The sequence below is a fragment of the Nocardia sp. NPDC058176 genome (genome assembly GCF_042883805.1).
Taxonomy (GTDB): Bacteria; Actinomycetota; Actinomycetes; order Mycobacteriales; family Mycobacteriaceae; genus Nocardia.
This window is the reverse complement of the sequence record NZ_JBHVVA010000001.1, coordinates 850,883-873,363: the sequence shown is the minus strand read 5'-3', so window position 1 is coordinate 873,363 and position 22,481 is coordinate 850,883. Positions and strand designations below refer to the sequence as shown.

Sequence of the window (22,481 nt, the reverse complement as noted above, 5' to 3'; positions counted from 1 at the left end):
CCGACAAATCATGAGCAGCGACGAAACAACTACCAGCACAACACCTTCCGAGACAACCGAAGCCACCCCGAAAGTGAAGTGGTGGGCGATGGATCGCAAGACCCTCGGTCTGCGCGGCGCCGCGGCGATTGTGCTCGGCGCCTCGGTGGCCACCTCGGTCTACTTCTTCGTCGAGAACAAGGACACCAAGGATCTCCTGGCCGCCCAGCAGGGCGCGCGCGAGGCCGCCTGCCACTACGCTCCCGTGCTGGCCGATTACGACAGCAAGAACCTCGACACCTACTTCACCGCCGTGCTCGACGGTGCGACCGGTGACTGGAAGAAGCAGTTCGAAGCCACCAGCACCGAATTGCGCGACGCCCTCACCCAGGGCGAGGTCGTCTCGAAGTCCACCGACACCCAGTGCGCGCTGCGCAGCGGCGACGAGTCCTCGGCCGAGGCGATCGTGGTAATCGGGACGACCATCTCCAGCCTCGGCACCGAGCACAAGGCCAAGCCCGGCCAGCTGTCGATGGTGCTCGGCCTGCGCAACGACGACGGCCGCTGGCTGGTCGAGAAGGTGAACTCGCCACTACCCGCGGTGCCCGCCCAGTGACCGACACCTCCCCCGACGCGCCGCCACGCCAGGTGCGGCGCAGGCCGAAGAATCGGCGCGCCCAGATCGCGGCGGAATCGGCGGCCGCCTTCGGCGCGCACGGCTATCACGGCGTCAGTATGGACGACATCGCCCGCCGACTCGACATCAGCTCGACAGCGCTCTACCGGCACTTCCCGAGCAAATACGCACTGTTTCGCGAGGAACTGCTGCGGCTGTCCGGGCTGGCGCTGCGCGCGGTCGCGCTGCCCGAGGAGGCCGCGGACTGGTCACCGCGTCGGCGCCTTGACCACGTCCTCGACGCGATCGTCGTCGCGACCATCACCAACCGCCCCACGGTCGCACTGGCCCGCTGGGAACGCCGGTATCTCGAGCCCGCCGACTTCGCGGAGTTCACCGGCCAGTTCACGACCGCGATCGCCGCCGTGCGGGCGCTGATCCGGGACGTGCACCCCGAACTCGACGGCCACGACCGCGTGGTCCGCGCGGTGTCGCTGTTCGCGGTGATCAGCAGCATCGGCGACCACCACGTCGCACTGTCGGTGAAAGCGCTTGCCCCGCTGCTCAAAGCGACCGTCTGGACGATGATCGACGCGGATCTGCCGGGCGAGCGCGCCGCGACGCCGATCCGGCGGGCCGGCGAGCGACCACCGCCGTTCAAGCACGAGCTGCTGCTGCGCAAGGCGGTGGAACTGTTCCACGAGCACGGCTACCCGAATGTCAGTGTCGAGGACATCGCCGTCGCCGCGGACCTGTCGGCCGCCTCGGCGGTGTACCGCTACTACCGCGGCAAGAGCGACCTGCTCGCGGCGGCTTTCCGGCGCGCGGCCGACCGGGTGTCCGCGGCGATCGCGCCCGCGGTGCGTGCGGCGACCACCCCCGCCGAGGCGCTGGGGACGCTGATCGACCTCTACGTCACCGGGTCCTTCGACGAGCGCGCCCTGACCTTCGTCTACTACGCCGAGTTCACCCACGTGGACCGGGCCGACCAGGTGACGCTGCGCCACCTGCAGCAGGTGATCGTCACCGAATGGGCCACCCTCGTGACCGAAGCCCGACCGGAGCTGTCGCTCGCCGAGGCCAGAATCCTCGTCCACGCCTCGTTCAGCCTGGTGGTCGACCTCGGCCGCACCTTCGGCGACGACGGAATCTGCCCGCCCGACCTGGTGATCGGGCTGCTCCACGCGGTCGCCCTCGGTCGGCCTTCCCCGCGCTGACGCCCGCGAACGACACACTCGCGGCGGGCCGCTCACCGCCGATGGGATCGGCGCGACGACCCGAATCCGGTGCGATGTGCCCGCACCGCCAGGCGATAGCATGACGGGCAAGATCATCGGGAACGCGCGGTCCCGCGAGGAACAAAGGGCAAGACGACGAGCAAGCAGGCAGACGAAGCATCCTCGGACACGCCGACCCGCCAGGTCCGGCGCAGGCCGAAGAACCGGCGCGCCCAGATCGCCGCGGAATCGGCGGCCGCCTTCGGCGCGCACGGCTACCACGGCGTCAGCATGGACGACATCGCCCGCCGACTCGACATCAGCTCCACCGCCCTCTACCGGCACTTCCCCAGCAAATACGCCCTCTTCCGCGAGGAACTGCTCCGCCTGTCCGGGCTGGCGCTGAGCGCCACCGAACTGCCTGACGCAGCCGCCGACTGGGCGCCGCGGGATCGCGTGGACCACGTCCTCGACGCGATCATCGGCCTGACCATCGCGAATCGGCCGACGGCGGCACTGGTGCGCTGGGAACGCCGGTATCTCGAGCCCGCCGATTTCGACGAGCTCAACAACCAGTTCACCGCGGCCATCGCCGCGCTGCGCGGCCTCATCGGCGAGGTCCGCCCCGAGCTGGGCCGACGCGACAGCGCGATCCGCGCGGTGTCGATCTTCGCCGTGGTCAGCAGCATCGGCGATCACCACGCCACCGTGCCCGCGAAAGCCCTTGCCCCGCTGCTGAAAGCGACGAGCTGGGCGCTCATCGACGCGGACCTGACCAGCCCCGGCACCGCGGCACGCGCGAGCTCGGTCGAGGAGCGCTACCAGCCGTTCAAGCACGACCTGCTGCTGCGCAAGGCGGTCGAACTGTTCCACGAGCGCGGCTACCCCAACGTCAGCGTGGAAGACATCGCCGTCGCCGCCGATCTCTCCGCCGCCTCGGCGGTGTACCGCTACTACCGCAGCAAGAGCGATCTGCTGGTGGCGGCCTTCCGGCGCGCGGGCGACCGGGTGGCGGCGGCGATCCCCCGCGCGGTCGCCGACGCGGACACCGCGGACGAGGCGCTGGGCACCCTGATCGACCTCTACGTCGCCGGTTCGTTCGACGAACGGGCACTGACCTTCGTCTACTACGCCGAGTTCGGCCACGTCGACCACGCCGACCAGGTCACCCTGCGTCATCTCCAGCAGCTCGTCATCACCGAGTGGGCCAAGCTCGTCGTCGCGGCCCGGCCGGAACTGTCGCTGGGCGAGGCCCGCATCCTGGTGCACGCCGCGTTCAGCCTGGTGGTCGACCTCGGCCGCGCCTTCGACGACGAGCGGATCTGCCCGCAGGACACAGTGGTCCAGCTGCTGGAGACCATTCTGCTCGGCCGGCCGCTGCCCCGTCCGGCGCACTGACCCGGGCGCCCCGCCGGACAGTCCGGCCGGGCGCCCGCTCCCCTCCTCGTCAGAGCCCGAAGGTCTTGCCGATGATGTCGCGCTGGATCTCGCTGGTCCCGCCGAAGATGGTCGACACCAGGGCACCGCGGACATGCTTCTCCATGTCGAACTCGCGGGCGTAGCCGTAGCCACCCATCATCTGCATGCCGGCCAGGGCCACCTGCTTGGAGGTCTCGGTGGCCTTGAGCTTGGCCATCGACGCCTCACGGGCGAAGGTCTTGGTCGGGTTGGCGTCCACGGCGGCGGCGACGCTGTAGACCAGCAGCTTGGTGCACTCGATCTCGGTGGCGAGATCGGCGATGCGGTGCCGCAGGGCCTGGAAGGAACCGATCGGCCTGCCGAACTGCTTGCGCTCGCGGACGAACTGCAAGGTGTCCTCGAAGGCGCGCTCGGCGGCGCCGAGGCTCATCGCGGCCAGGATCAGGCGCTCGAAGTTCAGGCCCGTCATCAGCTGACGCCAGCCGTTGCCGACCTCGCCGACCACCGCGTCCTCGGGGAGCAGGCAGTGGGTGAAGTACAGGTCGTTGGTCTCCTTCTGGTTGCCCATCAGCTCGATCGGGCTGATCTTCAGGCCCGAGGTGTTGGCGGGCACATGGAACATGGTGAGTCCCTCGTGCTTGCCGCCACTGCGGTCGGTCCGGGCGACCAGCAGGATGTTCTCGGAGATGTGCGCGTTCGAGCACCAGGTCTTCTGGCCGTTGATCAGCCAGCCGTCGGTGGTCTTCTCCGCGCGGGTGGTGATGTTGCCGACGTCGGAACCCGCCTCCGGCTCCGACATCGAGATCGACTGCGACGCACCGCGCACGATGCCGCGCAGCACGGCGTCCTTCTGCGCCTCGGTGCCGAACTTGGCGTAGGCGCCGCCGGTGATCAGGGTCGGGCCGATGGCGCCGATCGGCAGCAGGCCGCGCAGGCTCTCCTCGAGCAGGATGCACATGTCGACCATCGAGGCGTCCGAGCCGCCGTACTCCTCGGGCACGGTCAGGCCGAGCCAGCCCAGCTCGGCCATCTTGGCGTAGACACCCGCGTTGTGCTGCTCGGCGTCATGGTCGGTGAGCGCGTCGCGCTTCTCCCTGGTCCCCGCCTCACGCTTGGCGAACGCGGCGACCGCCGCGGCGAAATCCTGCTGTTCCGGGCTGAATTCGACGCCCATGAGTGTGTTCCTCTTTCCGTGGTCGGTGAATGTACTGGTCTACTTCGCGCGCCCGAAACGGCGGGCGGTGAGCTTGCGCACGAGCGACATGGTCGACGCGGTGCGGGAGAACGACAGCAACGCCATGCCGGGAATGACGAAACGCTGTCGCGCGATCGAATGCGGCCGGGTGAAGCCGAGCAGGCCCGCGGCACCGTGGATGCGGCCGATGCCGGACTCCCCCACCCCGCCGAATGGCAGCGCCGGGATCGCGGCGTAGGCGGCCGGGCTGTTCACCGAGGTCGCGCCGACCCGCAGCTGGCGGGCGATCTCCATGCCGCGTTTGCGGGAGAACACCGTCGAGGCCAGGCCGTAGCGCGAGGCGTTGGACAGCCGGATCGCCTCCTCGACATCGCGCACGCCACGGATGGTGAGGGTGGGACCGAAGGTCTCCTCCTCGACGGCGAGGGAGTCCTCGGGGGCGTCGAGCAGCACGATCGGGCGCACGAACGGCGCCTGCACGGAGTCGCGGCCACCGAAGACCGCCTTCGCGCCCCTGGCCAGGGCGTCTTCGACATGGCTGATCACCACATCGAGCTGGCTGGGCAGCGTCATCGGACCGTAGGCGGCGTCGGGGTCCGAGCCCGGCTTCAGCTCGGCGACCCGCTTGGTGACCTCGGCGACGAACTCGTCGAGCACCGAGTCCACCACGTAGCAGCGCTCGGTGCCGACGCAGGTCTGGCCGGAGTTGGCGATCGCCGACCAGACGACCGCGTCCGCGGCCGCGGCGACATCGGCGTCCTCCGCGATGATGGCCGCGTCCTTGCCACCGCATTCGAGGACCACCGGGGTCAGGCGCTGCGCGGCCGCGGCCATGATCTTCTTGCCGGTGGCCGTCGAGCCGGTGAAGGCGATCATGTCGACATCGGACTCGACCAGCGCGCGTCCGGTCTCGCCGTCACCGCTGACGACGCTCAGAATGCCCTGGGGCAGTGCGGGATTGGCCTTGGTGAACGCATCGGCGAACCAGTGCCCGACACCGATGGTCAGTTCGCTCGGCTTGAAGACTACGGTGTTGCCCGCGGCCAGCGCGTAGGCAATGGACCCGTTGGGCGTGTACACCGGGTAGTTCCACGGGCCGATCACACCGACCACCCCGTGTGGCCGCTGCTCGATCACCGCCTCGTGGTTGGCCATCATCAGGCCGGGGAAGACCTTCTTCGGCTTCAGCACCTTGGGCGCGTTCTCCGCGGCCCAGTTCAGGTGCTCGACGGCGGTGATCACCTCGAGGTAGGCGTCCTCGAGCGGCTTGCCGTTCTCGGCCTTGATCAGCTCGCAGAACTCGTCGATGTTATTGACGATGCCAGCAGCCCAGCGCAGAAGTGCCCGCTTCCGCTCGGTGAACCCGAGTTCACTCCACGTCTGCGCGGCGGTGCGTGCCCGCCCGACAGCAGCGGCGACGCTCGCGGCGTCGTCGACGGCCCACCGGCCGACCGGCTCACCCGTCGCCGGGTTCACGGTGCTCACCATCTTCGCAGAAATGGATGCGGTCGTGGGGGTTTCGGTCATTCTCGACCATCCTTCAGATAGCTCGACGGCGCCCTCGCACCGCACGGGACAGGCAGGGCGCCCACAGGTTCCAGCGCGCCGCACGAACTGTTGACAGGTCGCGCCGGCCACCGTTAAGTTCATCGTAATTCTCGTTAAGTTAATCACGATTCTCTTCGGTTGCAAAGAGCTGTCACCGCTCGGCGGCACTGCGGGGAAGCGTCGAATCCGGAGGGAGAGCGCAATGCTGCGCACCCGATTCACCGAGGCCTTCGGTGTCGAGCATCCGATCGTGCAGGGCGGAATGATGTGGGTCGGCCGGGCCGAGCTCGCGGCCGCGGTCTCGGAGGCGGGTGGGCTCGGCATCATCACCGGGCTGACCCAGCCGACGCCGCAGGCACTGCGCGAGGAGATCGCCCGCACCAGGGATCTCACCGACAAGCCGTTCGGGGTGAATCTGACGATCCTGCCGTCCATCACGCCGCCGCCGTACGCGGAGTACCGGCAGGCCATCATCGACGGCGGGGTGCCGATCGTGGAGATCGCGGGCGGCAATCCGGCCACCCACCTGCCGTTCCTCAAGGACGCGGGGATCAAGGTGCTGCACAAGTGCACCAGCGTCAAGCACGCGCTCAAGGCGCAGCAGGTCGGCGTCGACGGGGTGAGCATCGACGGCTTCGAATGCGCCGGGCACCCCGGCGAGAACGACACACCGGGGCTGGTGCTCATTCCCGCCGCGGCCCGCGAGCTGGAGATCCCGATGATCGCCTCGGGCGGCATCGCCGACGCCAAGGGCCTGGTCGCGGCCATGGCGCTGGGTGCCGATGGGGTGAACATGGGCACCCGGTTCCTCTGCACGGTCGAGTCGCCGATCGCGCACGCGGTCAAAGAGCAGATCGTGGCGAACACCGAGCTCGACACCAAGCTGATCTTCCGGACCATGAACAACACCGCCCGGGTGGCCGACAATGCCGTGAGCCGCCAGGTGGTCGAGATCGAGCGTGCCGGTGGCAGTTTCGAGGATGTGCGCGAACTCGTCGCCGGGGCGCGGGGCCGCAAGGTCTACGAGGACGGTGATCTCGACGCGGGGATCTGGAGTGTGGGTCAGTGTCAGGGACTGATCCACGACATCCCCACCTGCGCCGAGCTGGTCGGGCGGATGGTGCGCGAAGCCGAGGATCTCATCGCGGGCCGCCTGTCGGGCGCGATCGTCGGGGCGGTGGCGCGATGAGCGAGAGCGTGCTGATCGAAGAAGAACACGGCATCCTGCGGATCACGATCGACCGCCAGGCGCGGTTGAACGCGATCGACCTGGCGACCATGGACGAACTGGGCGAGCTGGTCGTCGATGCTCAGCGGCGCCCCGAGGTGCGGGTGGTCGTGCTGACCGGGGCGGGCAAGGCCTTCTGCACCGGTGCCGATCTGGCCGCCGCGGCCGCGGCGGGCGGCAACGAGGCGTCGCCGGAGCGGGTGATGGACAGCGCCAACGCGCTCATCCGCGCGATCGTCGACTCCCCGCTGCCGGTGATCGCCCGGGTCAACGGACCGGCGGCCGGGGTCGGCGCCTCGATCGCGCTGGCCGCCGATCTGGTCTACGCCGCCGATTCGGCCTATCTGCTGTTGCCGTTCACCTCCATCGGCCTGATGCCGGACGGGGGCGCGACCGCGATGGTCGCCGCCGCGATGGGCCGCGCCAGGGCCGCCGAACTGGCCCTGCTGGGCGCCCGGCTGCCCGCGCCCGAGGCGGCCGCGGCGGGCCTGATCACCCGCAGCCTGCCCGGCGAGGAACTCGATGCCGAGGTCGACGCGGTCGCCGCCAAGCTCGCCATCGGGCCGCGGCGCGCGCTGGAACTGACCAAGGCCGCGCTCAACGCCGCGACCCTGACCGAACTCGACGCCGCGCTGGCCAGGGAGAAGACCGGCCAGTCCGAGCTGCTCGTCTCGGCCGATTTCCTCGAGGGCATGACCGCCATGCTGACCCGTCGCCCACCGCGATTCGCCGGTGCGCCCACTCCGATCGCCGACCCGGCCTAGCCCACTCTCCGAGGAGACGACCATGACCACCGCCGTAGAACCGTCGCGCTCGCGCCGCAACCACTGGATGAACCAGATCGCGCTGCACGCCACCACGAGTCCGGACGGGCCCGCCCTGCGCTTTCTCGGCAAGACCACCACCTGGGGCGAGTTGCACGCCCGGGTCCAGCGGCTGGCCGACGCGCTCGCCCGCCGCGGTGTTGCCCCCGGCGACCGGGTGATGATCCTGATGCTCAACAACACCGAGTACATCGAATCGGTGTTCGCGATCAACAGCCTCGGCGCCATCGCGGTGCCGGTGAACTTCCGGCTCACCCCGCCCGAGCTCGTGTACCAGGTGAACGACAGCGGCAGCGCGGTGATCATCACCGACGCGGTCCTCGCGCCGCTGGCCGCCGCGGTGTCGGCGGCCACCGAGACGCTGCGCACCCGGATCGTGGTCGGCGCGCCGACCGGCGACGGCGCGCTCGGCTACGAGGACCTGCTCGCCGAGGAGGGTGAATCGCACGAACCACGCGATGTGCCCGAGGATTCGGCCGCGCTGATCATGTACACCTCGGGCACCACCGGCAATCCCAAGGGCGCGGTGCTGACCCACCTCAACATGCAGGCCCAGGCGCTGACCTGTATCCGGGCCATGCGCTACGGCCCCGACGACATCGCCTTCTGCGCCTCGCCGCTGTTCCACATCGCCGGATTGGGCAGTGTCGCTTCCTGTTTCGTACTCGGCTCGCTGACGGTGATCCACCCGCTCAAGGCCTTCGACGCCACCGAGGTCCTCGACGCGTGGGAAGCCGAACGGGCCACCTCGGTGTTCCTGGTTCCGGCGCAATGGCAGATCGTGTGCGCCGATCCCACCGTGGCACAGCGTGATCTGCGCCTGCGGGTGATCAGCTGGGGCGCCGCGCCCGCCTCCGACACCGTGCTGCGCGCGATGGCCGAGACCTTCCCGAACGCGCTCAACGTCGCCGTGTTCGGGCAGACCGAGATGTCACCGATCACGTGCGTGCTCGACGGCGAGGACGCGATCCGCAAGCTGGGTTCGGTCGGCAAGCCGATTCCCACCATCGCCACCCGGATCGTCGACGACGAGGGAAACGATGTCGCGCCGGGCGAGATCGGCGAGATCGTCTATCGCGGACCGACACTCATGCGCGAGTACTGGAACAACCCGCGCGCCACCGCCGACGCGTTCGCCGGGGGCTGGTTCCACTCCGGTGACCTGGTGCGCGCCGACGAGGAGGGTTTCGTCTACGTCGTCGACCGCAAGAAGGACATGATCATCTCCGGCGGCGAGAACATCTACTGCGCCGAGGTGGAGAACGTGCTGTTCGCCCATCCCCGGGTCCGCGAGGCCGCGGTGATCGGCCGGGCCGACGAGAAGTGGGGTGAGGTCCCCGTGGCGGTCGTCGCGGTCGAGGACACCGAGGAGATCAGCCTCGTCGACCTCGAAGCCCACCTCAACGAGCACCTGGCCCGCTACAAGCACCCGAAGGCGCTGGTCGTGGTCGAAGCCCTGCCGCGCAATGCCGGCGGCAAGGTCGTCAAGCACGAGCTGCGCAAGCTACACGGCTCGGCGGCCCAGGTCAGCGGCTGAGAACTCCTCGACCGCAACCAGGTCGACTCGGCGGCGGCCGCACCGGTCCCAGGTGGCCGCCGCCGAACTCGACACTGGATGCCGCCCGGCACCCAGTGTCCACGCCTGGCCACCACTGCTCCGGTCGGCCGGGCGCAGCAATGCGGCGCCGGCGCCAACCTGTCGATCGCGTCCGCGCCTAGGCGGCGCGACGGGCCGCGCCTGCTGCCTCACTGCCATCACGGTCGATGGCCGCGGCAGTGAGCGGACGGGCGAACAGCGCCTGGAATGCCGCCCGCGCCAGACCGGCGAACCCGCGGCGCCCGGCGGGCAGTGCGAGGACGCTGCGCACGGTGCGGGTCTCCGACGGCGTCAGTGCCGCATCGGCGAAGCGGTCGGCGAGCCAGTTCAGGCTCAGCGGTGTCGAGATCGCCAGCAGGCTCAGGTGCTCGCTCGTGCGGTCGCGCAGGTAGGTGACGTGGGCGCCGTGGGCGCGATACCGCTCGACCAGCGCGTCGATGTCGTCGACGGCGATGATCTGGTCGTGCACGGCCTGCACGACCAGCAGCGGTACCGCCGGGGCGGAGGTACCGAGCGCGAGATCGTCGATCATGGCGGCGAGTGCCTCGAGGGCGAGGACCTCGCTGATCGGCATCGTCGTGTGCCTGCTGACGTTGTACCGGGCCAGGCGCAGGACCGCGGCGGCCGTGGTGGACAGGGCCGCCTTGTCGAGCACCGCGCGCCCGTCATCGTTGAAATGGCTGCCGATGACGGTGTCGAGCGCCGGATACACCCGGCGCAACGCGGCGACGACCAGGGTGGGCAGGCCCGCGTGCAGGCCGCCGTTGAGGCGGTGGAAGGTCGAGAGCAGATCACCCACGGGCGAGCCGAGCACCGCGCCGACGATGTCGAGTTCGGGCGCGTAGGTGGGCGCCATCTCCACCGCCCAGGACGTGGCGAGGCCGCCGCCGGAGTAGCCCCACAGGCCGACCTGCGCGTGCGGGTCGAGGCCGAGCGGTGCGAAGTTCAGTGCCGCGCGAGCGCCGTCGAGGGCGCGGTGGCCGGGTTCGCGCGGGGCGCCCCACGCACCGAGCATGCCCTCGTGATCGGGGATCGAGATCGCCCAGCCGCGGGTCAGCGCGTCGACGAAGCACAGCAGTTCGACATGGGTGAAGGTGCCGATCGCCCGCGAGCCGCGCTGCAGGGCGTAGGAGGGGAACGCCTTGGACGAGATGGCATCGATGGCGCACTGGAACGACAGCAGCGGCGTCGTGGAGCCCGCTCCGCCCGCGGGCGCGATGACGGTGGTCACCGACGCGTCGGCAGCGCCGTTCAGATCGGTCGTGCGGTAGAGCAACTGCCATGCCGAGACCCGCAGCGGGATAAGGCCGAAGGCGGCCAGTTCCACTGGACGCCACCGCAACAACGTGCCCTCGGGCAGCCGCTCGTACCCGGCCCTTGGCAGGTAGAACGGGTCGAGCTCGGGCAGCACGGCCTCGGCGGGCGCGGGCCAGCTCTCGGCGTAGGCGCGGGCGGTGTCGGCAGTCAAGGGATGAACTCCAGGAAGTCGGGTGGCTCCGGCGGGGACCGGATGCGCGCGGGAACGGGCCGGGTGGGTGACCCGGCCCGTTGTGCGAGGCGGATCGCCGCTGGTCAGGCGGCCCTGCGGGCGGGCTCGGAGCGATAGCGCGAGACCGGCCCGTCGATGCCGAGCAGGCGCCAGGTGAGCTTGGCGACCGGATTCATCAACCCGGTGCTCACGACCAGGGCCCGCACGTCGGCGAAGACATCACGCTTGGTGATCTGCGCCTCGGGGCTGCCCCAGTACGCCTCGCGCATGACCTCGGCGGGGATGTCGAACTTCTCCACGAACTCCTTGGGCGGGGTCGCGATCATCGACAGCATCACCCGCATGGCGATCGGAAAGGCGACCGACAGCACGGTTTTCGTGATCGGGTTCATGTTCGGCACGTTCCGGCGCAGGTACTCATGCGCGAAGGAGATGTGCCGGGCTTCCTCGGCCACATGGATCTGCATCACCCGCTGCACCATCGGGTGCAGATCCGCGCCACCGCGCAGCAGCGACTTCTGCAGGTGGTCGATCGGCTCCTCGCCGCCGAGGATCATCGTGAAGAACAGCTCCGGGAAGTACTTCACCGCGGGCCAGATGATCATCGTCAGCTTGCGGTCGACCGAGCCCATCCCGATGACGTCGTGATGACCGATGCGGTTGATCATCTCCTGGAACATCATCGTGTGGTTGCACTCTTCGGCCGCCTCGTGGGTGACGTACCGGAACTCCGGGTCGCCATTGGGCACCGAGATCAGGTACTGCATGAGGCCACGGATGAGCAGCTGCTCGAAGTCGAGACCGACCTTGGCGATCCCGGCCTGGCGCCACATGCCCATCTCGATCTGCCGTTCCACCGGCTGGGCTTTGTACCAGGGGTGACGGCCCAGCGGGTCTTCGTCGGGCATGATCCAGCGCGGGTCGTTCGCGTGGACGGCCAGCTCGGGCGAATCCCAGTCGATGTCGACATAGGGGTCGAAGTGCTTGGTCACCGAGCCTTCGGACAGTCCGCGCAGGACGTCGTGGTACTCGGGATCGGTGGTGGTCTTCTTGGCGGCGGCGGTGGACAGCGTCATCGATGTCTCCTCAGTACGGTTCCTCCGTCCAGTTTAGTGGTACTGGCGGTACCATACAAGGGTTGACGCTACTTCGTGTTACACCTATTCCACCGGCGCCGCGGCGACCAGATCCGCGATCGGGGTCAGCGGATTGAGCATGACCCCCGCCTTGCGCAGGCTGCTGTCGATGATCGCCCAGATCGCTTCCTGCAGGTAGGACGACAGTTCGGCGGCGTCGAGCGGTCCCATCGACTGGCTGAGCCAGCGGTTCACGCTGGAGTCGACGAAGCCGACCAGGCCGAAGGCCATCGGCTCGGCGATCGTCACCGGCGCGGACTGGGCGCGCAACGCGTTCTCGAACACCTCTTTGACCGTGCCCGCGATGGCGATCTTGGTGCCGGAGACGATCGGCGAATTGTGCCGCCGGGTGCCCGGCGAACCGGCGCCGATGAAGTAGTGCAGGCGGGGATTGGCCGCGATCCAGCCGACGTAGGTGTCGACCGAGCGGGCGATCGCCTCGGCCACGGTGCCCTCGGGGTTCAGTGTCGGGGCCAGGACGGCCATCAGTTCGTCCAGGATGCGGACCCGCAGCTGTTCGTCGAGGTCCTGGCGGTCCTTGAACAACCGGTAGAGCACCGACCTCGGCACTTCCGCCCGGTCGGCGATCTCCTGCACTCCGACCGAGGCACCCTCGGCCTGCACGGCCGCGAGCGCCGCCGCGAGAATCCGTTCGCGGCGGTCGGCGCGGTGCCGATCCCAGCGACTGGCCCGGCCATCGGCGCGCTCTGCGGTCACGTTCCTCCCATCGGCGTCCTGCGACGAACTGTAGTCCAGCGACACCGGGCTGCTTCCGGTCGCCGCCGGTGCGCCGGGCACGCTCAGGCGATCGCCCCCGCGCGCCGTAACCGGCCGACCTCCTCCTCGGTGTAGCCGAGCCCGCGCAGCACCGCGCCGGTGTCGGCGCCGGACGCGCTGCCCGGCCGCGGAACCGGCGCGGGGGTGCGCCCGAATCGCGGTGCGGGGGCGGGCTGGGTGATCCCGCCGACCTCGACGAAGGTCTCGCGTGCCCGGTTGTGCGGGTGCTCGCCGGCCTGCCAGGCCGAAAGGACCGGGGAGACACAGGCATCGGAGTCGGCGAAGATCGCCGTCCACTCGTCGCGCGATCTGGTCGCGAAGGTCTCGGCCAGTACCGCGCGCAGCTTCTCGGCCTCGTCGAGGTCGTACTGGGCGGGCAGGTCGGCCTCGGCGAGGCCGAGCCGGTCGAGCAGTTCGGCGTAGAAGTGCGGTTCGACCGCGCCGACCGCGACGTAACCGCCGTCGGCGCAGCGGTAGGTGTCGTAGTAGGCACCGCCGCCGTCGAGGAGATTCTCCCCGCGCTCGCCTTCCCACAGCCCGGCGGCGTGCATGCCGTGCAAGAAGGCAGTGAGTAGCGCGGCGCCGTCGACCATGGCGGCGTCGACCACCTGACCGAGGCCCGAGCGGGTGCGTTCCTGCAGCGCGGCGAGCACGCCGACGACCAGCAGCATGCCGCCGCCGCCGAAGTCGCCGAGCAGGTTGACCGGCGGCGTCGGATTCTGGCCTGCCCGGCCGAGCAGGTCCAGTGCCCCGGCGACACCGATGTAGTTGATGTCGTGCCCAGCCGCGTTCGCCAGCGGACCGTCCTGGCCCCAGCCGGTCATCCGGCCATAGATCAGCCCCGGATTGCGCTGCGCGCAGTCGGCCGGGCCGATGCCCATCCGTTCGACCACGCCCGGCCGGAACCCCTCGACGAGGATGTCGGCGGTTTCGACCAGGCGCAGCACCGCCTCCCGGCCCTCGGGCGATTTCAGGTCGACCGCGATCGACTGTCGGCCCCGGTCGAGCACGCCCGAGGGCGCGAGCAACCCGGCGGAGTCGCCGACCCGGTCGACCCGGATCACCTCCGCGCCGAGATCGGCCAGCACCATGCAGGCGAACGGACCCGGGGCCAGACTGGCGATCTCGACGACCCGCAGACCGGCCAGCGGCCCGCCCGCCCGAGGACCGGGGGCGCTCACCCGGCGACCGCCGCGTCGCGGGGCAGGCCGAGCATCCGCTCGCCGATCACATTGAGCTGGACCTCGGTGGTGCCGCCGTAGATGGTGGTGGCCCGGCCCGCGATCAGCTGCTCCAGGGCGTGATCGCTGCGCTCACCGGGCACCGACACCACACCGGCGATGCCGAGTTCGGCGACGACGAACTCCGAGATGGCCTGTCCCAGCGCCATTCCCAGCAGTTTGCCGACGCTCGAGGTGGTCGAGACGTCGATTCCGGACAGCTGCTTGAGCACCACCCGCGACCCGATCACGTCCACCGCCCGGCTCTCGGCCATGAGCTCGCCGACGCGATACCGCGCCACCGGCGAGAGTTCCCGGCCGATGGCGAAGCGCAGCAGGTCGGTGTCGGTGGCGTAGGCCTCCATCTTCTGGCTCAAGGCCACCCGCTCACCGGCCAGCGTCGTGCGGGCCACGTGCCAGCCGTCGTCCACCGCGCCGACCACGTTCGCGTCGGGGATGAACACGTCATCGAGGAACACCTCGTTGAACAGCGCCGAACCGGTCATCTCGCGCAGCGGACGCACGGTGATGCCCGGGGTGGACATGTCGAGCACGAAGTAGGTGATGCCCTCGTGTTTGGGCTTGTCCGGGCTGGTGCGCGCGATGAGCATGGCCCAGTCGGCGAACTGCGCGACCGTGGTCCAGATCTTCTGGCCGGTGACCTTCCACCCGCCGTCGACCTTGGTGGCCTTGGTGGTCAGGCTCGCCAGGTCCGAGCCGGCGCCCGGTTCGCTGAACAGCTGGCACCACACCAGTTCGCCGCGCAGGGTCGGCACGACCAGCTCCTGCTTCTGGCGTTCGTCACCGTGCGGGACGATCGCGCCGACGGCCCAGGTGCCCATGAGCAGCTGCGGCATCTGGATGCCGGAGGCCTTGATCTCCTGGGAGATCACCACCTGCTCGAGCGGCGAGGCCGAGCGGCCGTAGGGGCGGGGCAGGTGCGGGAGGTTCCAGCCGCCGTCACCGAGGGCGACGAGCTGATCGTCCTCGTCGTCGATCCGCGCGATCTCGGCGAGTTCGGCGCGAATGGCGCCCCGGATCTGCTCGGCCTCGGCGGGCAGTTCCAGTTCGCTGGACAGGGTCAGCCCCGACAGCGCGTACTCGGCGACCGCCTCGGCGCGTTCGTCACGCGGCCCGAGCAGGCCGCGCAGGGCCAGCGCGCGCCGGTAGTACAGGTGCGCGTCGTGCTCCCAGGTGAAGCCGATGCCACCGTGCACCTGGATGCAATCCTGCGCGACCTGCACCGCGGCGTCGGGCACGATCAGCGCGGCGACGGCGGCCGCGTAGTCGGCGGTGTCGTCGTCACGGTCGAGGGCGAACGCGGCGTCCCACAGGACCGCGCGCGCCTTCTCCAACGCGATGCCCATCTGGGCGCACTTGTGCTTGACGCCCTGGAACTGCCCGATCGGACGACCGAACTGCACGCGGGTCTTGGCGTACTCCGACGCCGTGGACACACACCACGACATCACGCCCACGGCTTCGGCACCGAGCACCACGGCGGCGACCGCGCGCACCCGCGCGGCCGACACCTCGAGGACCCGATCCGCGGACACCTCGACCGAATCCGCCTGCACGCGAGCAGAACCGCGCAGCACGTCGACGGAATCCTGCGTGCTCACGGTCAGGTCGACGTTCTCGAACGCCACCCACCGCCGCGCGCCGTCGACGGTGACCGGCGCGATGATCACATCGGCGGTCCCGGCGCCGAGCACGCCGTCGGCCGTGCCGTCGACGACCAGCGCGCCGTCACGCAGCGAGCCGGTCAGGTTCGATTCCGTGGCGACCGCGCCGGTGCGCGAACCATCGGCCAGGCCGGGCAACTGAGCCTGGGCCCACGCCCCGCCCGCCTGGGCGAGCACCGCGCTCGCCAGCGCGGTCGGCACGAACGGCCCCGTGTGCAGGCCCCGGCCGAGCGGTTCGAGGGCGACGGCCAGCGTCAGCAGACCCGCGCCCTGGCCGCCCAGTTCCTCGGACACGTGCAGGCTCAGCAGATCCTGGGCGACGAGCGCGTCCCAGTAGGGCAGCTGCTTGCCCGCGTCGGTGGATTCGACCGCGGCCCGGACGATCTCGGGCGTGACGGTGCGTTCGACGAACCCGTTGACGGCGTCGGCGAGGGCCAGGTGGTCCTCGCTGACGCCGACCCCGAGCTCATAGCTGGTGCGTGCCATGGCTAGCTGGTCTCCTTCAGCTGGGCGGCGACCCCGTCGATGGTCCACGGGCCGTCGGTCTCGACCGTGCGCACGTCGTGCCAGCCGCCCAGCTCGATGATCGCGCCGCCCTGCACCGCGAACACCTTGCCGGTGAGCGGGCAGTCGGCCTCGGCCAGATGCGCGACCAGCGGGGAGATGTTGGCCGGGGAGAACGCGTCGAACTCGCCCTCGGGCACCTCGGCGGCGAACAGCGCGCCCATGCCGGGGGTGGCCAGGGTGAGCCGGGTCCGCGCGATCGGGGCGATGGCGTTGACCCGCACGCCGTAGCGCTCGAGCTCGTCGGCGGCGACCAGGGTCAGCGCGGCGATGCCCGCCTTGGCGGCGCCGTAGTTGCCCTGCCCGGCATTGGGCATGAAGGTGCCCGAGGCCGAGGCGGTGTTGATGACCGCCGCGTTGACGGGAACGCCCGCCTTGGTCTGGGCCTTCCAGTACGCCGCGGCGTGGTGCAGGGTGGCGGCGTGGCCCTTGAGGTGCACGGCGATGACGGCGTCCCACTGGGACTCCTCCATGCCCGCGATGAACGCGTCGCGCAGGATGCCCGCGTTGTTCACCAGCACGTCCAGGGTGCCGAATTCGCTGATCGCCTGGTCGACAAGGGCTTTCGCCCCGTCCCAGGTGGCGATGTTGTCGGTGTTGGCGACCGCGGTGCCCCCGGCGGCGACGATCTCGTCGACCACCTGCTGAGCCGGTCCGGCATCGGCGCCGGAACCGTCGTTGGCGCCGCCGAGGTCGTTGACCACGACCTTGGCGCCTTCGCGGGCGAACAGCAGCGCGTGTTCACGGCCGATGCCGCGGCCGGCGCCGGTGACGACGGCGACGCGTCCCTCGAGCTTTCCCATGAGTTCTGTTCTCCTAGTTGAATTCGACGCGGCCGTCGGTGATCGCGATCTGACCCGCGGCCTCGGTCTCGAAGGCGTACGCGGTCACGCCCGGTTCACCCGATTCGGTGCGCCACAGGCGGGTGGTGATGTCCTGGCCGGGCAGGACCGGCTTGGCGAAGCGCACGGCCAGGCGGCGCAGGCGCGCGGTGTCGCCGTCGGCGAGTTCGGTCAGCGCGGCCCAGGAGGTGAACGCCATGGTGCACAGACCGTGGTTGATGATGCCGGGCAGTCCGGCCATGCGGGCGATCTCGTCGTCGAGGTGGATCGGCATGGGATCACCCGAGGCAGGCGAGTACCGGAAGGTCTGGTCCTCGTCGATGTGCGCGGTGACCGTCGCGACCGGATCCTGCGCGCGGTCGGCGTCGGTGATCCGGTGCTCGGGCGCGGTGTCGCCCTCGCCGGGTCCGGCGTCGACCTTGCGGAAGAACGCCGTCAGCCACTGCTCGTTGACGAGTTCGCCGGCGGCATCCCGGGTTTCGGCGTAGACGACCACGGTCGAGCCGTTGGGCTTGCCCAGGTAGCCGATCGGCTTGGCCTTGACTACCAGTTCGTCGCCCGCCCGGATGGGCCGATGGAACCGGAAGTCCTGCTCACCGTGGACCAGCTTCATCAGCAGTTCCACCGGCGCGACCGACAGTGCGGCCGGCGCCATCGAGGTGAACACCGGCACCACCGCGAACACCGGCGGCGCGATCGACCCGTCGCGGTGCGCGGCGATCGGATCATTGGTCGCGGCAGCGTATTCGGCGATCCGCTCGGCGGTGACCGAGAAGCGCTCCTCGTCGGTCCACTCCCCCAGGCCGGAGCCGTCGAAGACGACCCCGGCCGATTCCGAAGTGGTCATGCGGCCGAACCGACGAGCTCGTTGAACTTGTCCATCGAGGCGCGCAGATCCGCCTCGGCGTGCTTGGCCACGGCCTTGCCGATCGGGCCGACGATCATGGTGCCCTTGAAGCTGGCGTCGAACGCGGCCGAGGAACCGGTGGCGGTCGGCTCCACCTTGAGCGCGAATTCCACGGTGACACCGGCCATTCCGGTGCCGGTGATCTTGAGGTACTTCTGCGGGTCGACCTCGGCGACGGTCCACTCGATCTTGTTGGCCATGTTCATCACCGACACGACCTCGATGAAACGCGATCCGGCGACCAGTTCGGCCGGCAGCTCGCTGCGCCAGCCCTGGTGGATGGTCAGCCACTCCTCCCAGTTCGCGAGGTCGCTCAGGCGGGCCCAGGCGGCTTCGGGGGTGACGGGAAGTTCGGTGGAAACGGAGACGGATGCCATGGGATTACTCCTTCGAGTGGGTGGGAGGTGGAAGTCAGCGGACGGCGGGGCGGTAGGCGGTCACCACGACCGCGCCACCGAGACCGATGTTGTGTTGCAGGGCGATTCGCGCGCCCTCGACCTGGCGGGCGTCGGCATTGCCGCGCAGCTGCCAGGTGAGTTCGCTGCACTGGGCCAGACCGGTGGCGCCCAGGGGGTGCCCCTTGGAGATCAGGCCGCCGGAAGGGTTGACGACCCACTTGCCGCCGTAGGTGGTGGCGTTGTCGTCGACGAGACGACCGCCCTCGCCCGGCGCGCACAAGCCGAGTGCCTCGTAGGTCAGCAGTTCGTTGGTGGAGAAGCAGTCGTGCAGCTCGATGACGTCGACGTCCTCGGGGCCGAAACCGGCCTGCTCGTAGACCTTCAGCGCCGCGGTGCGCGACATGTCGGCGCCGACCAGGTTGATCGCGGTCGGGTTGGTGAAGGTGGATTCGAGGTCGGTGACCATGGTCTGGCCGACGATCTCGATCGCGCGATCGGCCAGGTCGTGCCGGTCGACGAATGCCTCGTTGGCCAGGATCACGGCGCCGGAGCCGTCGGAGGTCGGCGAGCACTGCAGCTTGGTCAGCGGGCCGTAGATCGGCTTGGCCGCGAGGACTTCCTCGAGGCTGTATTCCTTCTGGAACTGCGCGTACGGGTTGTTCACCGAGTGGCGGTGGTTCTTCACGCCGATCTTGGCGAACTGCTCGGCGGTGGTGCCGTAGCGCTCCATGTGTTCCTTGCCCGCGGCGCCGAACATGTACGGCGCGGGCGGCATGGCGAATTCCTGCAGTTCGGCCAGGGCCAGCAGGTGCCGCATCATCGGCTGTTCGCGGTCGTCGAAAGTCGAACCGAGCGAACCCTTCTGCATCTTCTCGAAGCCGAGCGCGAGGGTGCACTCGGCCAGCCCACCGCGGATGGCCTGCGCCGCGAGATACAGCGCGGTCGACCCGGTGGAACAGTTGTTGTTGACGTTGACCACCGGGATACCGGTCAGCCCCAGTTCGTAGACCGCGCGCTGCCCCGAGGTGGACTCGCCGTACACGTACCCGACATAGGCCTGTTCGACCTGGTCGTAGCCGATTCCGGCATCCTCGAGCGCTTTGGTCCCGGCTTGGCGGGCCATCTCCGGGTAGTCCCACTCCAACGCGCCCGGCTTCTCGAACTTCGTCATGCCGACGCCGACGACGAACACCTTCTGTGTCATGTACGCACTCCCGTGTGCCGTGTGCCCCTGATACGTGGGACACGGTGTCACGCCAATGTATGTTGGACACCGAGTCCCAGTCAATACCCAGAAAGAACCGACACCTGACCGGTTGAAAGTGTCGTGGAACACCAAGATCGACCAGTATGATCGTCTTTAATGAGATGAATGTCCCGGGTACTCTGCCGGGCCGGATACCGGGCGGATTCAGGCCCGCGTAGCGGTGCCCGCGACCGAAACGACCAGGTCAAGGTCGCGCACGACCTCGGAGAACGCGATGGGTGATACCTCGTTCAGTGGCAGGGCGCGACCGTCGGCGAGAAACCGGATCTCACCGATCTCCACGGCACCGTGTCCGAAGTATCCGCTGAAGTCGCAGCGCAGCGCGGCGACGAGATCGGCACCCGCGGGCCTGGTCGCCTGGTAGTCGTCGTAGCGACCGTGGGTGGACCATCCGCGACCGGACAGCAGTGCGACCGCCTGTGCGCCGTCGACCGTGCGGCCGTCGAAGCGCCGCGAAACCGCACCGGCCGCGCGTTCGGCCGGGGTGAGCGAGTAGAGCTCCCTGGACACCTGCGGGACCGGCTGTTCGATCCCCTGCCGCTCCAGGCGCGACTGCCACTCGACCAGAGTTCCCTGCTGGTGCAGGTCGACAGGGTGCACAGCGGTGATCGGGCCTGCGGTGTCGACCTCGCCGAGCAGCCCGATGGTGCCCACCCGGTCGCGCCACAGCAGGGCGGGCAGCATGGCCGCACCGGCGGGCAACGAGCGCAGTCGCCCCAGCTCGTCCGGCGTCACCGGCGCCCCGGTGGCGACGAGGCGCTCGAGCAGTCCGTTCCGCATCCGCCTTGCCTGCTCGCGGAGACGTTCCTGATGATCACGCAGCTCGCGATAGGCCGGGTCGGCACGCACGGCGGCGGGAACGGATTTCAGCTCCCGATCAGCTCGCGAGACCCGCAGCTCCGGCTCGGAACCATGGAACCGCAACCGGATTCGATACTCACCGACGGTCGTCTCCGTGGGTGTCGCGGTGGCGATGCGTGCCTCGCAGTCCCATTCGAGCCGACTCGCCTCCACCACCCCGGCCACCTGCGCCAGGTGGTCGAGGGCGACCTCGATCGCCGCGGCATGACTGATCCGGCGATTGGGACCGAGCGTGGCGCCCTTCTTCGCGGATTCGCGGATCGCCAGATACCGGTCGAGAACCGTTTCGGGCGGATCGAGCGGCAACATGCCGAAGGCGGCGATCCCGTGCAGTGCATGGTGTTTCACCCGTTTGACGACCTGGGCGCGGTTCCACCCGAGGACGGCGGAGACGAGTTCGCTCGGCACGAGGGCGAGCAGCCGTCGCACTTTCTCCGCGCCCGCCTCGTCGATCGCGGCCAGCAACGCCGCCCGGTCATGCCGGACGACCTCGTCTTGCGGTATCGCCCGGATCAGGCGCAGCAGGCGCGCGCATTCGGCCAGGTCGAACAGCGGCAGCAGGGCCTCGGCGTCACCGGCCCGGCCGCGCCAGCCGAATACCGTGCGCCGCACCGCGACCGGCTGCTCGCGCAGGAGGTCGAGCAGTTCGGTGCGTTCGGTGTCGGTCAGTTCGGCCGTGCCGAGGTGCTCGGCCACCTGCTGCTCACCCGGCCACGACAACGCCGCGCGGACGAAGCGCAGCCCGCGCGGTGCGAACCCCTTCGGGAACACGGCCCAGCCCACGGGATCGGGCGCCGACACCAGCCGCCAGGTCATCGAATCCACCAGTGCCCGAACGTCATCCGCACACGCCAACGGTGCACCGGTCACCTCCCCGCTGCCGTTCCGGCCGACGATGGCGTAGCCGAGATACCGATCCGCGGTGAACACTCGCTCGACAACCATGGCGTCGAGCGCGTCCGCGCGGTGCAGCGCGTCGAGGATGCCTGCGGCCGACTGCCGGTCCAGACTCCCCAGCGGGGTCAGCGCGAGCACCCGCAACAGGTCGACATCGGCGTCGGCGATCGCGCTCGCCGCCACCTCGTCCAAGAGCAGCCGATGCCGCACGTCCACCCCGAGATACGCGGCCAGCAACACTTTCCGGCGCGCCGACGGCCACGGCGCGGCCAACAGACCCGTGATGTCGGGCGCCGCGCCGGGCGGGACGGCGGCATCGCAGAGCTCGTCGGAGGCCGCGGTGGTGTCGCGGAACCCAGCGTCGTCGAGCCCGTCTGGGGCTGCGGTGATGTCGCCCGGCACGCCAGGCGGAAACGCAGCATCGTAGAACTCGTTGGGGGCCGCATTGGTGCCGCGGAAAGCGGCGTCTTGGAGCTCGTCTGGGGCTGCGGTGATGTCGTCCGGCGCGCCGGGCGGGAAGGCGGCGTCGTAGAGCTCGTCGAGGGCTGTGGTGATGTCGCCGATGTGATCGACCAGGTGGCCGTTGGCGCGATCATCACCTTCGTCGATCCGCGCCAGGATCTGGTCCGCGCGCACGCGCAGTGCGGCGGCATCACCCTCTTGCGCTCTGACCTGATCCACCCACTGCCACAGCGCAGCCCGTTCTCGGTGCACAATCTCGGCGTAGATGTCGGGAACGGTCCCTTGCGAACCACCCGGCCCGTACACCTCGACATCACCCACGGCCGCCACCCTACAAGCGCCCTCTGACAGCG

18 protein-coding genes are annotated in these 22,481 nt (G+C 69.6%); 6 read left to right on the top strand and 12 right to left on the bottom strand.

Annotated features, from left to right (window positions below; translation table 11 throughout):
• The first annotated feature begins 10 nt into the window (after window positions 1-10).
• The 3 genes from ACFVVM_RS04145 to ACFVVM_RS04135 all read left to right on the top strand — a co-directional run bounded on the left by ACFVVM_RS04145 (window position 11) and on the right by ACFVVM_RS04135 (window position 3,210).
• Window positions 11-595 carry a hypothetical protein gene (locus ACFVVM_RS04145; RefSeq protein WP_387612770.1) on the top strand — a complete coding sequence of 195 codons (585 nt, stop codon included), beginning with the start codon at window positions 11-13 and terminating at the stop codon, window positions 593-595.
• Window positions 592-1,812: a TetR/AcrR family transcriptional regulator gene (locus tag ACFVVM_RS04140; RefSeq protein WP_387612769.1), complete on the top strand. Its 1,221-nt coding sequence runs from the start codon at window positions 592-594 to the stop codon at window positions 1,810-1,812. Before ACFVVM_RS04145 ends, ACFVVM_RS04140 begins: the two co-directional genes overlap by 4 nt.
• Window positions 1,813-2,049: 237 nt before the next feature.
• Window positions 2,050-3,210: a TetR/AcrR family transcriptional regulator gene (locus tag ACFVVM_RS04135; RefSeq protein ID WP_387616744.1), complete on the top strand. Its 1,161-nt coding sequence runs from the start codon at window positions 2,050-2,052 to the stop codon at window positions 3,208-3,210.
• A gap of 49 nt (window positions 3,211-3,259) precedes the next feature.
• Here ACFVVM_RS04135 and ACFVVM_RS04130 read toward each other — a convergent pair whose 3' ends face one another.
• Window positions 3,260-4,405 carry an acyl-CoA dehydrogenase family protein gene (locus ACFVVM_RS04130; RefSeq protein ID WP_387612767.1) on the bottom strand — a complete coding sequence of 382 codons (1,146 nt, stop codon included), beginning with the start codon at window positions 4,403-4,405 and terminating at the stop codon, window positions 3,260-3,262.
• A 39-nt stretch (window positions 4,406-4,444) separates the two neighbouring features.
• Window positions 4,445-5,953 carry an aldehyde dehydrogenase family protein gene (locus tag ACFVVM_RS04125; protein WP_387612765.1) on the bottom strand — a complete coding sequence of 503 codons (1,509 nt, stop codon included), beginning with the start codon at window positions 5,951-5,953 and terminating at the stop codon, window positions 4,445-4,447.
• Between the two features lie 223 nt (window positions 5,954-6,176).
• Here ACFVVM_RS04125 and ACFVVM_RS04120 point away from each other — a divergent pair, with 223 nt between their 5' ends.
• The 3 genes from ACFVVM_RS04120 to fadD5 are packed head-to-tail and all read left to right on the top strand — an operon-like array spanning window position 6,177 to window position 9,563.
• A complete protein-coding gene (locus ACFVVM_RS04120) occupies window positions 6,177-7,163 on the top strand; it encodes an NAD(P)H-dependent flavin oxidoreductase (protein WP_387612763.1) in 987 nt (328 codons plus the stop codon).
• On the top strand, window positions 7,160-7,966 hold the full coding sequence (locus ACFVVM_RS04115; protein WP_387612762.1) for an enoyl-CoA hydratase-related protein: 807 nt from the start codon (window positions 7,160-7,162) through the stop codon (window positions 7,964-7,966). Before ACFVVM_RS04120 ends, ACFVVM_RS04115 begins: the two co-directional genes overlap by 4 nt.
• A 22-nt stretch (window positions 7,967-7,988) precedes the next feature.
• A complete protein-coding gene (gene fadD5, locus ACFVVM_RS04110; RefSeq protein WP_387612760.1) occupies window positions 7,989-9,563 on the top strand; it encodes a fatty-acid--CoA ligase FadD5 in 1,575 nt (524 codons plus the stop codon).
• 178 nt (window positions 9,564-9,741) lie between these two features.
• On the opposite strand, the gene ACFVVM_RS04105 is transcribed toward fadD5, so the two are convergent.
• The 10 genes from ACFVVM_RS04105 to ACFVVM_RS04060 all read right to left on the bottom strand — a co-directional run bounded on the left by ACFVVM_RS04105 (window position 9,742) and on the right by ACFVVM_RS04060 (window position 22,449).
• Window positions 9,742-11,091 (bottom strand): lipase family protein, encoded by a 1,350-nt coding sequence (locus ACFVVM_RS04105; protein WP_387612758.1) that lies wholly within the window; start codon window positions 11,089-11,091, stop codon window positions 9,742-9,744.
• A gap of 104 nt (window positions 11,092-11,195) precedes the next feature.
• Window positions 11,196-12,188 carry a diiron oxygenase gene (locus ACFVVM_RS04100; protein WP_387612756.1) on the bottom strand — a complete coding sequence of 331 codons (993 nt, stop codon included), beginning with the start codon at window positions 12,186-12,188 and terminating at the stop codon, window positions 11,196-11,198.
• 84 nt (window positions 12,189-12,272) lie between these two features.
• Window positions 12,273-12,965 (bottom strand): TetR/AcrR family transcriptional regulator, encoded by a 693-nt coding sequence (locus tag ACFVVM_RS04095; RefSeq protein ID WP_387612754.1) that lies wholly within the window; start codon window positions 12,963-12,965, stop codon window positions 12,273-12,275.
• A gap of 83 nt (window positions 12,966-13,048) precedes the next feature.
• The gene (locus ACFVVM_RS04090) at window positions 13,049-14,206 is read right to left on the bottom strand and encodes a CaiB/BaiF CoA transferase family protein (RefSeq protein ID WP_387612752.1); all 1,158 of its coding nucleotides are present in this window, start codon (window positions 14,204-14,206) and stop codon (window positions 13,049-13,051) included.
• A complete protein-coding gene (locus ACFVVM_RS04085; protein WP_387612750.1) occupies window positions 14,203-16,416 on the bottom strand; it encodes an acyl-CoA dehydrogenase in 2,214 nt (737 codons plus the stop codon). Before ACFVVM_RS04085 ends, ACFVVM_RS04090 begins: the two co-directional genes overlap by 4 nt.
• A 2-nt stretch (window positions 16,417-16,418) precedes the next feature.
• Window positions 16,419-17,297, bottom strand: coding sequence for an SDR family oxidoreductase (locus ACFVVM_RS04080; protein WP_387612748.1), 879 nt, complete (start codon window positions 17,295-17,297; stop codon window positions 16,419-16,421).
• Between the two features lie 13 nt (window positions 17,298-17,310).
• On the bottom strand, window positions 17,311-18,183 hold the full coding sequence (locus ACFVVM_RS04075; protein WP_387612746.1) for a MaoC/PaaZ C-terminal domain-containing protein: 873 nt from the start codon (window positions 18,181-18,183) through the stop codon (window positions 17,311-17,313).
• On the bottom strand, window positions 18,180-18,620 hold the full coding sequence (locus tag ACFVVM_RS04070) for an SRPBCC family protein (RefSeq protein ID WP_387612744.1): 441 nt from the start codon (window positions 18,618-18,620) through the stop codon (window positions 18,180-18,182). Before ACFVVM_RS04070 ends, ACFVVM_RS04075 begins: the two co-directional genes overlap by 4 nt.
• 34 nt (window positions 18,621-18,654) lie before the next feature.
• Entirely contained in the window at window positions 18,655-19,845 is a 1,191-nt protein-coding gene (locus tag ACFVVM_RS04065; RefSeq protein ID WP_387612742.1) for a lipid-transfer protein, read from the bottom strand.
• Between the two features lie 207 nt (window positions 19,846-20,052).
• Complete coding sequence (locus ACFVVM_RS04060) at window positions 20,053-22,449, bottom strand: DUF4132 domain-containing protein (protein WP_387612740.1); 2,397 nt, start codon at window positions 22,447-22,449, stop codon at window positions 20,053-20,055.
• Window positions 22,450-22,481 lie beyond the last annotated feature (32 nt).

Coding starts and splice junctions, on each gene's coding strand:
- ACFVVM_RS04070 (WP_387612744.1), bottom strand. CDS start 18,620: ATGGCATCCGTCTCCGTTTCCACCGAACTTCCCGTCACCCCCGAAGCC.
- ACFVVM_RS04125 (WP_387612765.1), bottom strand. CDS start 5,953: ATGACCGAAACCCCCACGACCGCATCCATTTCTGCGAAGATGGTGAGC.
- ACFVVM_RS04085 (WP_387612750.1), bottom strand. CDS start 16,416: ATGGCACGCACCAGCTATGAGCTCGGGGTCGGCGTCAGCGAGGACCAC.
- fadD5 (WP_387612760.1), top strand. CDS start 7,989: ATGACCACCGCCGTAGAACCGTCGCGCTCGCGCCGCAACCACTGGATG.
- ACFVVM_RS04100 (WP_387612756.1), bottom strand. CDS start 12,188: ATGACGCTGTCCACCGCCGCCGCCAAGAAGACCACCACCGATCCCGAG.
- ACFVVM_RS04145 (WP_387612770.1), top strand. CDS start 11: ATGAGCAGCGACGAAACAACTACCAGCACAACACCTTCCGAGACAACC.
- ACFVVM_RS04120 (WP_387612763.1), top strand. CDS start 6,177: ATGCTGCGCACCCGATTCACCGAGGCCTTCGGTGTCGAGCATCCGATC.
- ACFVVM_RS04065 (WP_387612742.1), bottom strand. CDS start 19,845: ATGACACAGAAGGTGTTCGTCGTCGGCGTCGGCATGACGAAGTTCGAG.
- ACFVVM_RS04080 (WP_387612748.1), bottom strand. CDS start 17,297: ATGGGAAAGCTCGAGGGACGCGTCGCCGTCGTCACCGGCGCCGGCCGC.
- ACFVVM_RS04130 (WP_387612767.1), bottom strand. CDS start 4,405: ATGGGCGTCGAATTCAGCCCGGAACAGCAGGATTTCGCCGCGGCGGTC.
- ACFVVM_RS04075 (WP_387612746.1), bottom strand. CDS start 18,183: ATGACCACTTCGGAATCGGCCGGGGTCGTCTTCGACGGCTCCGGCCTG.
- ACFVVM_RS04115 (WP_387612762.1), top strand. CDS start 7,160: ATGAGCGAGAGCGTGCTGATCGAAGAAGAACACGGCATCCTGCGGATC.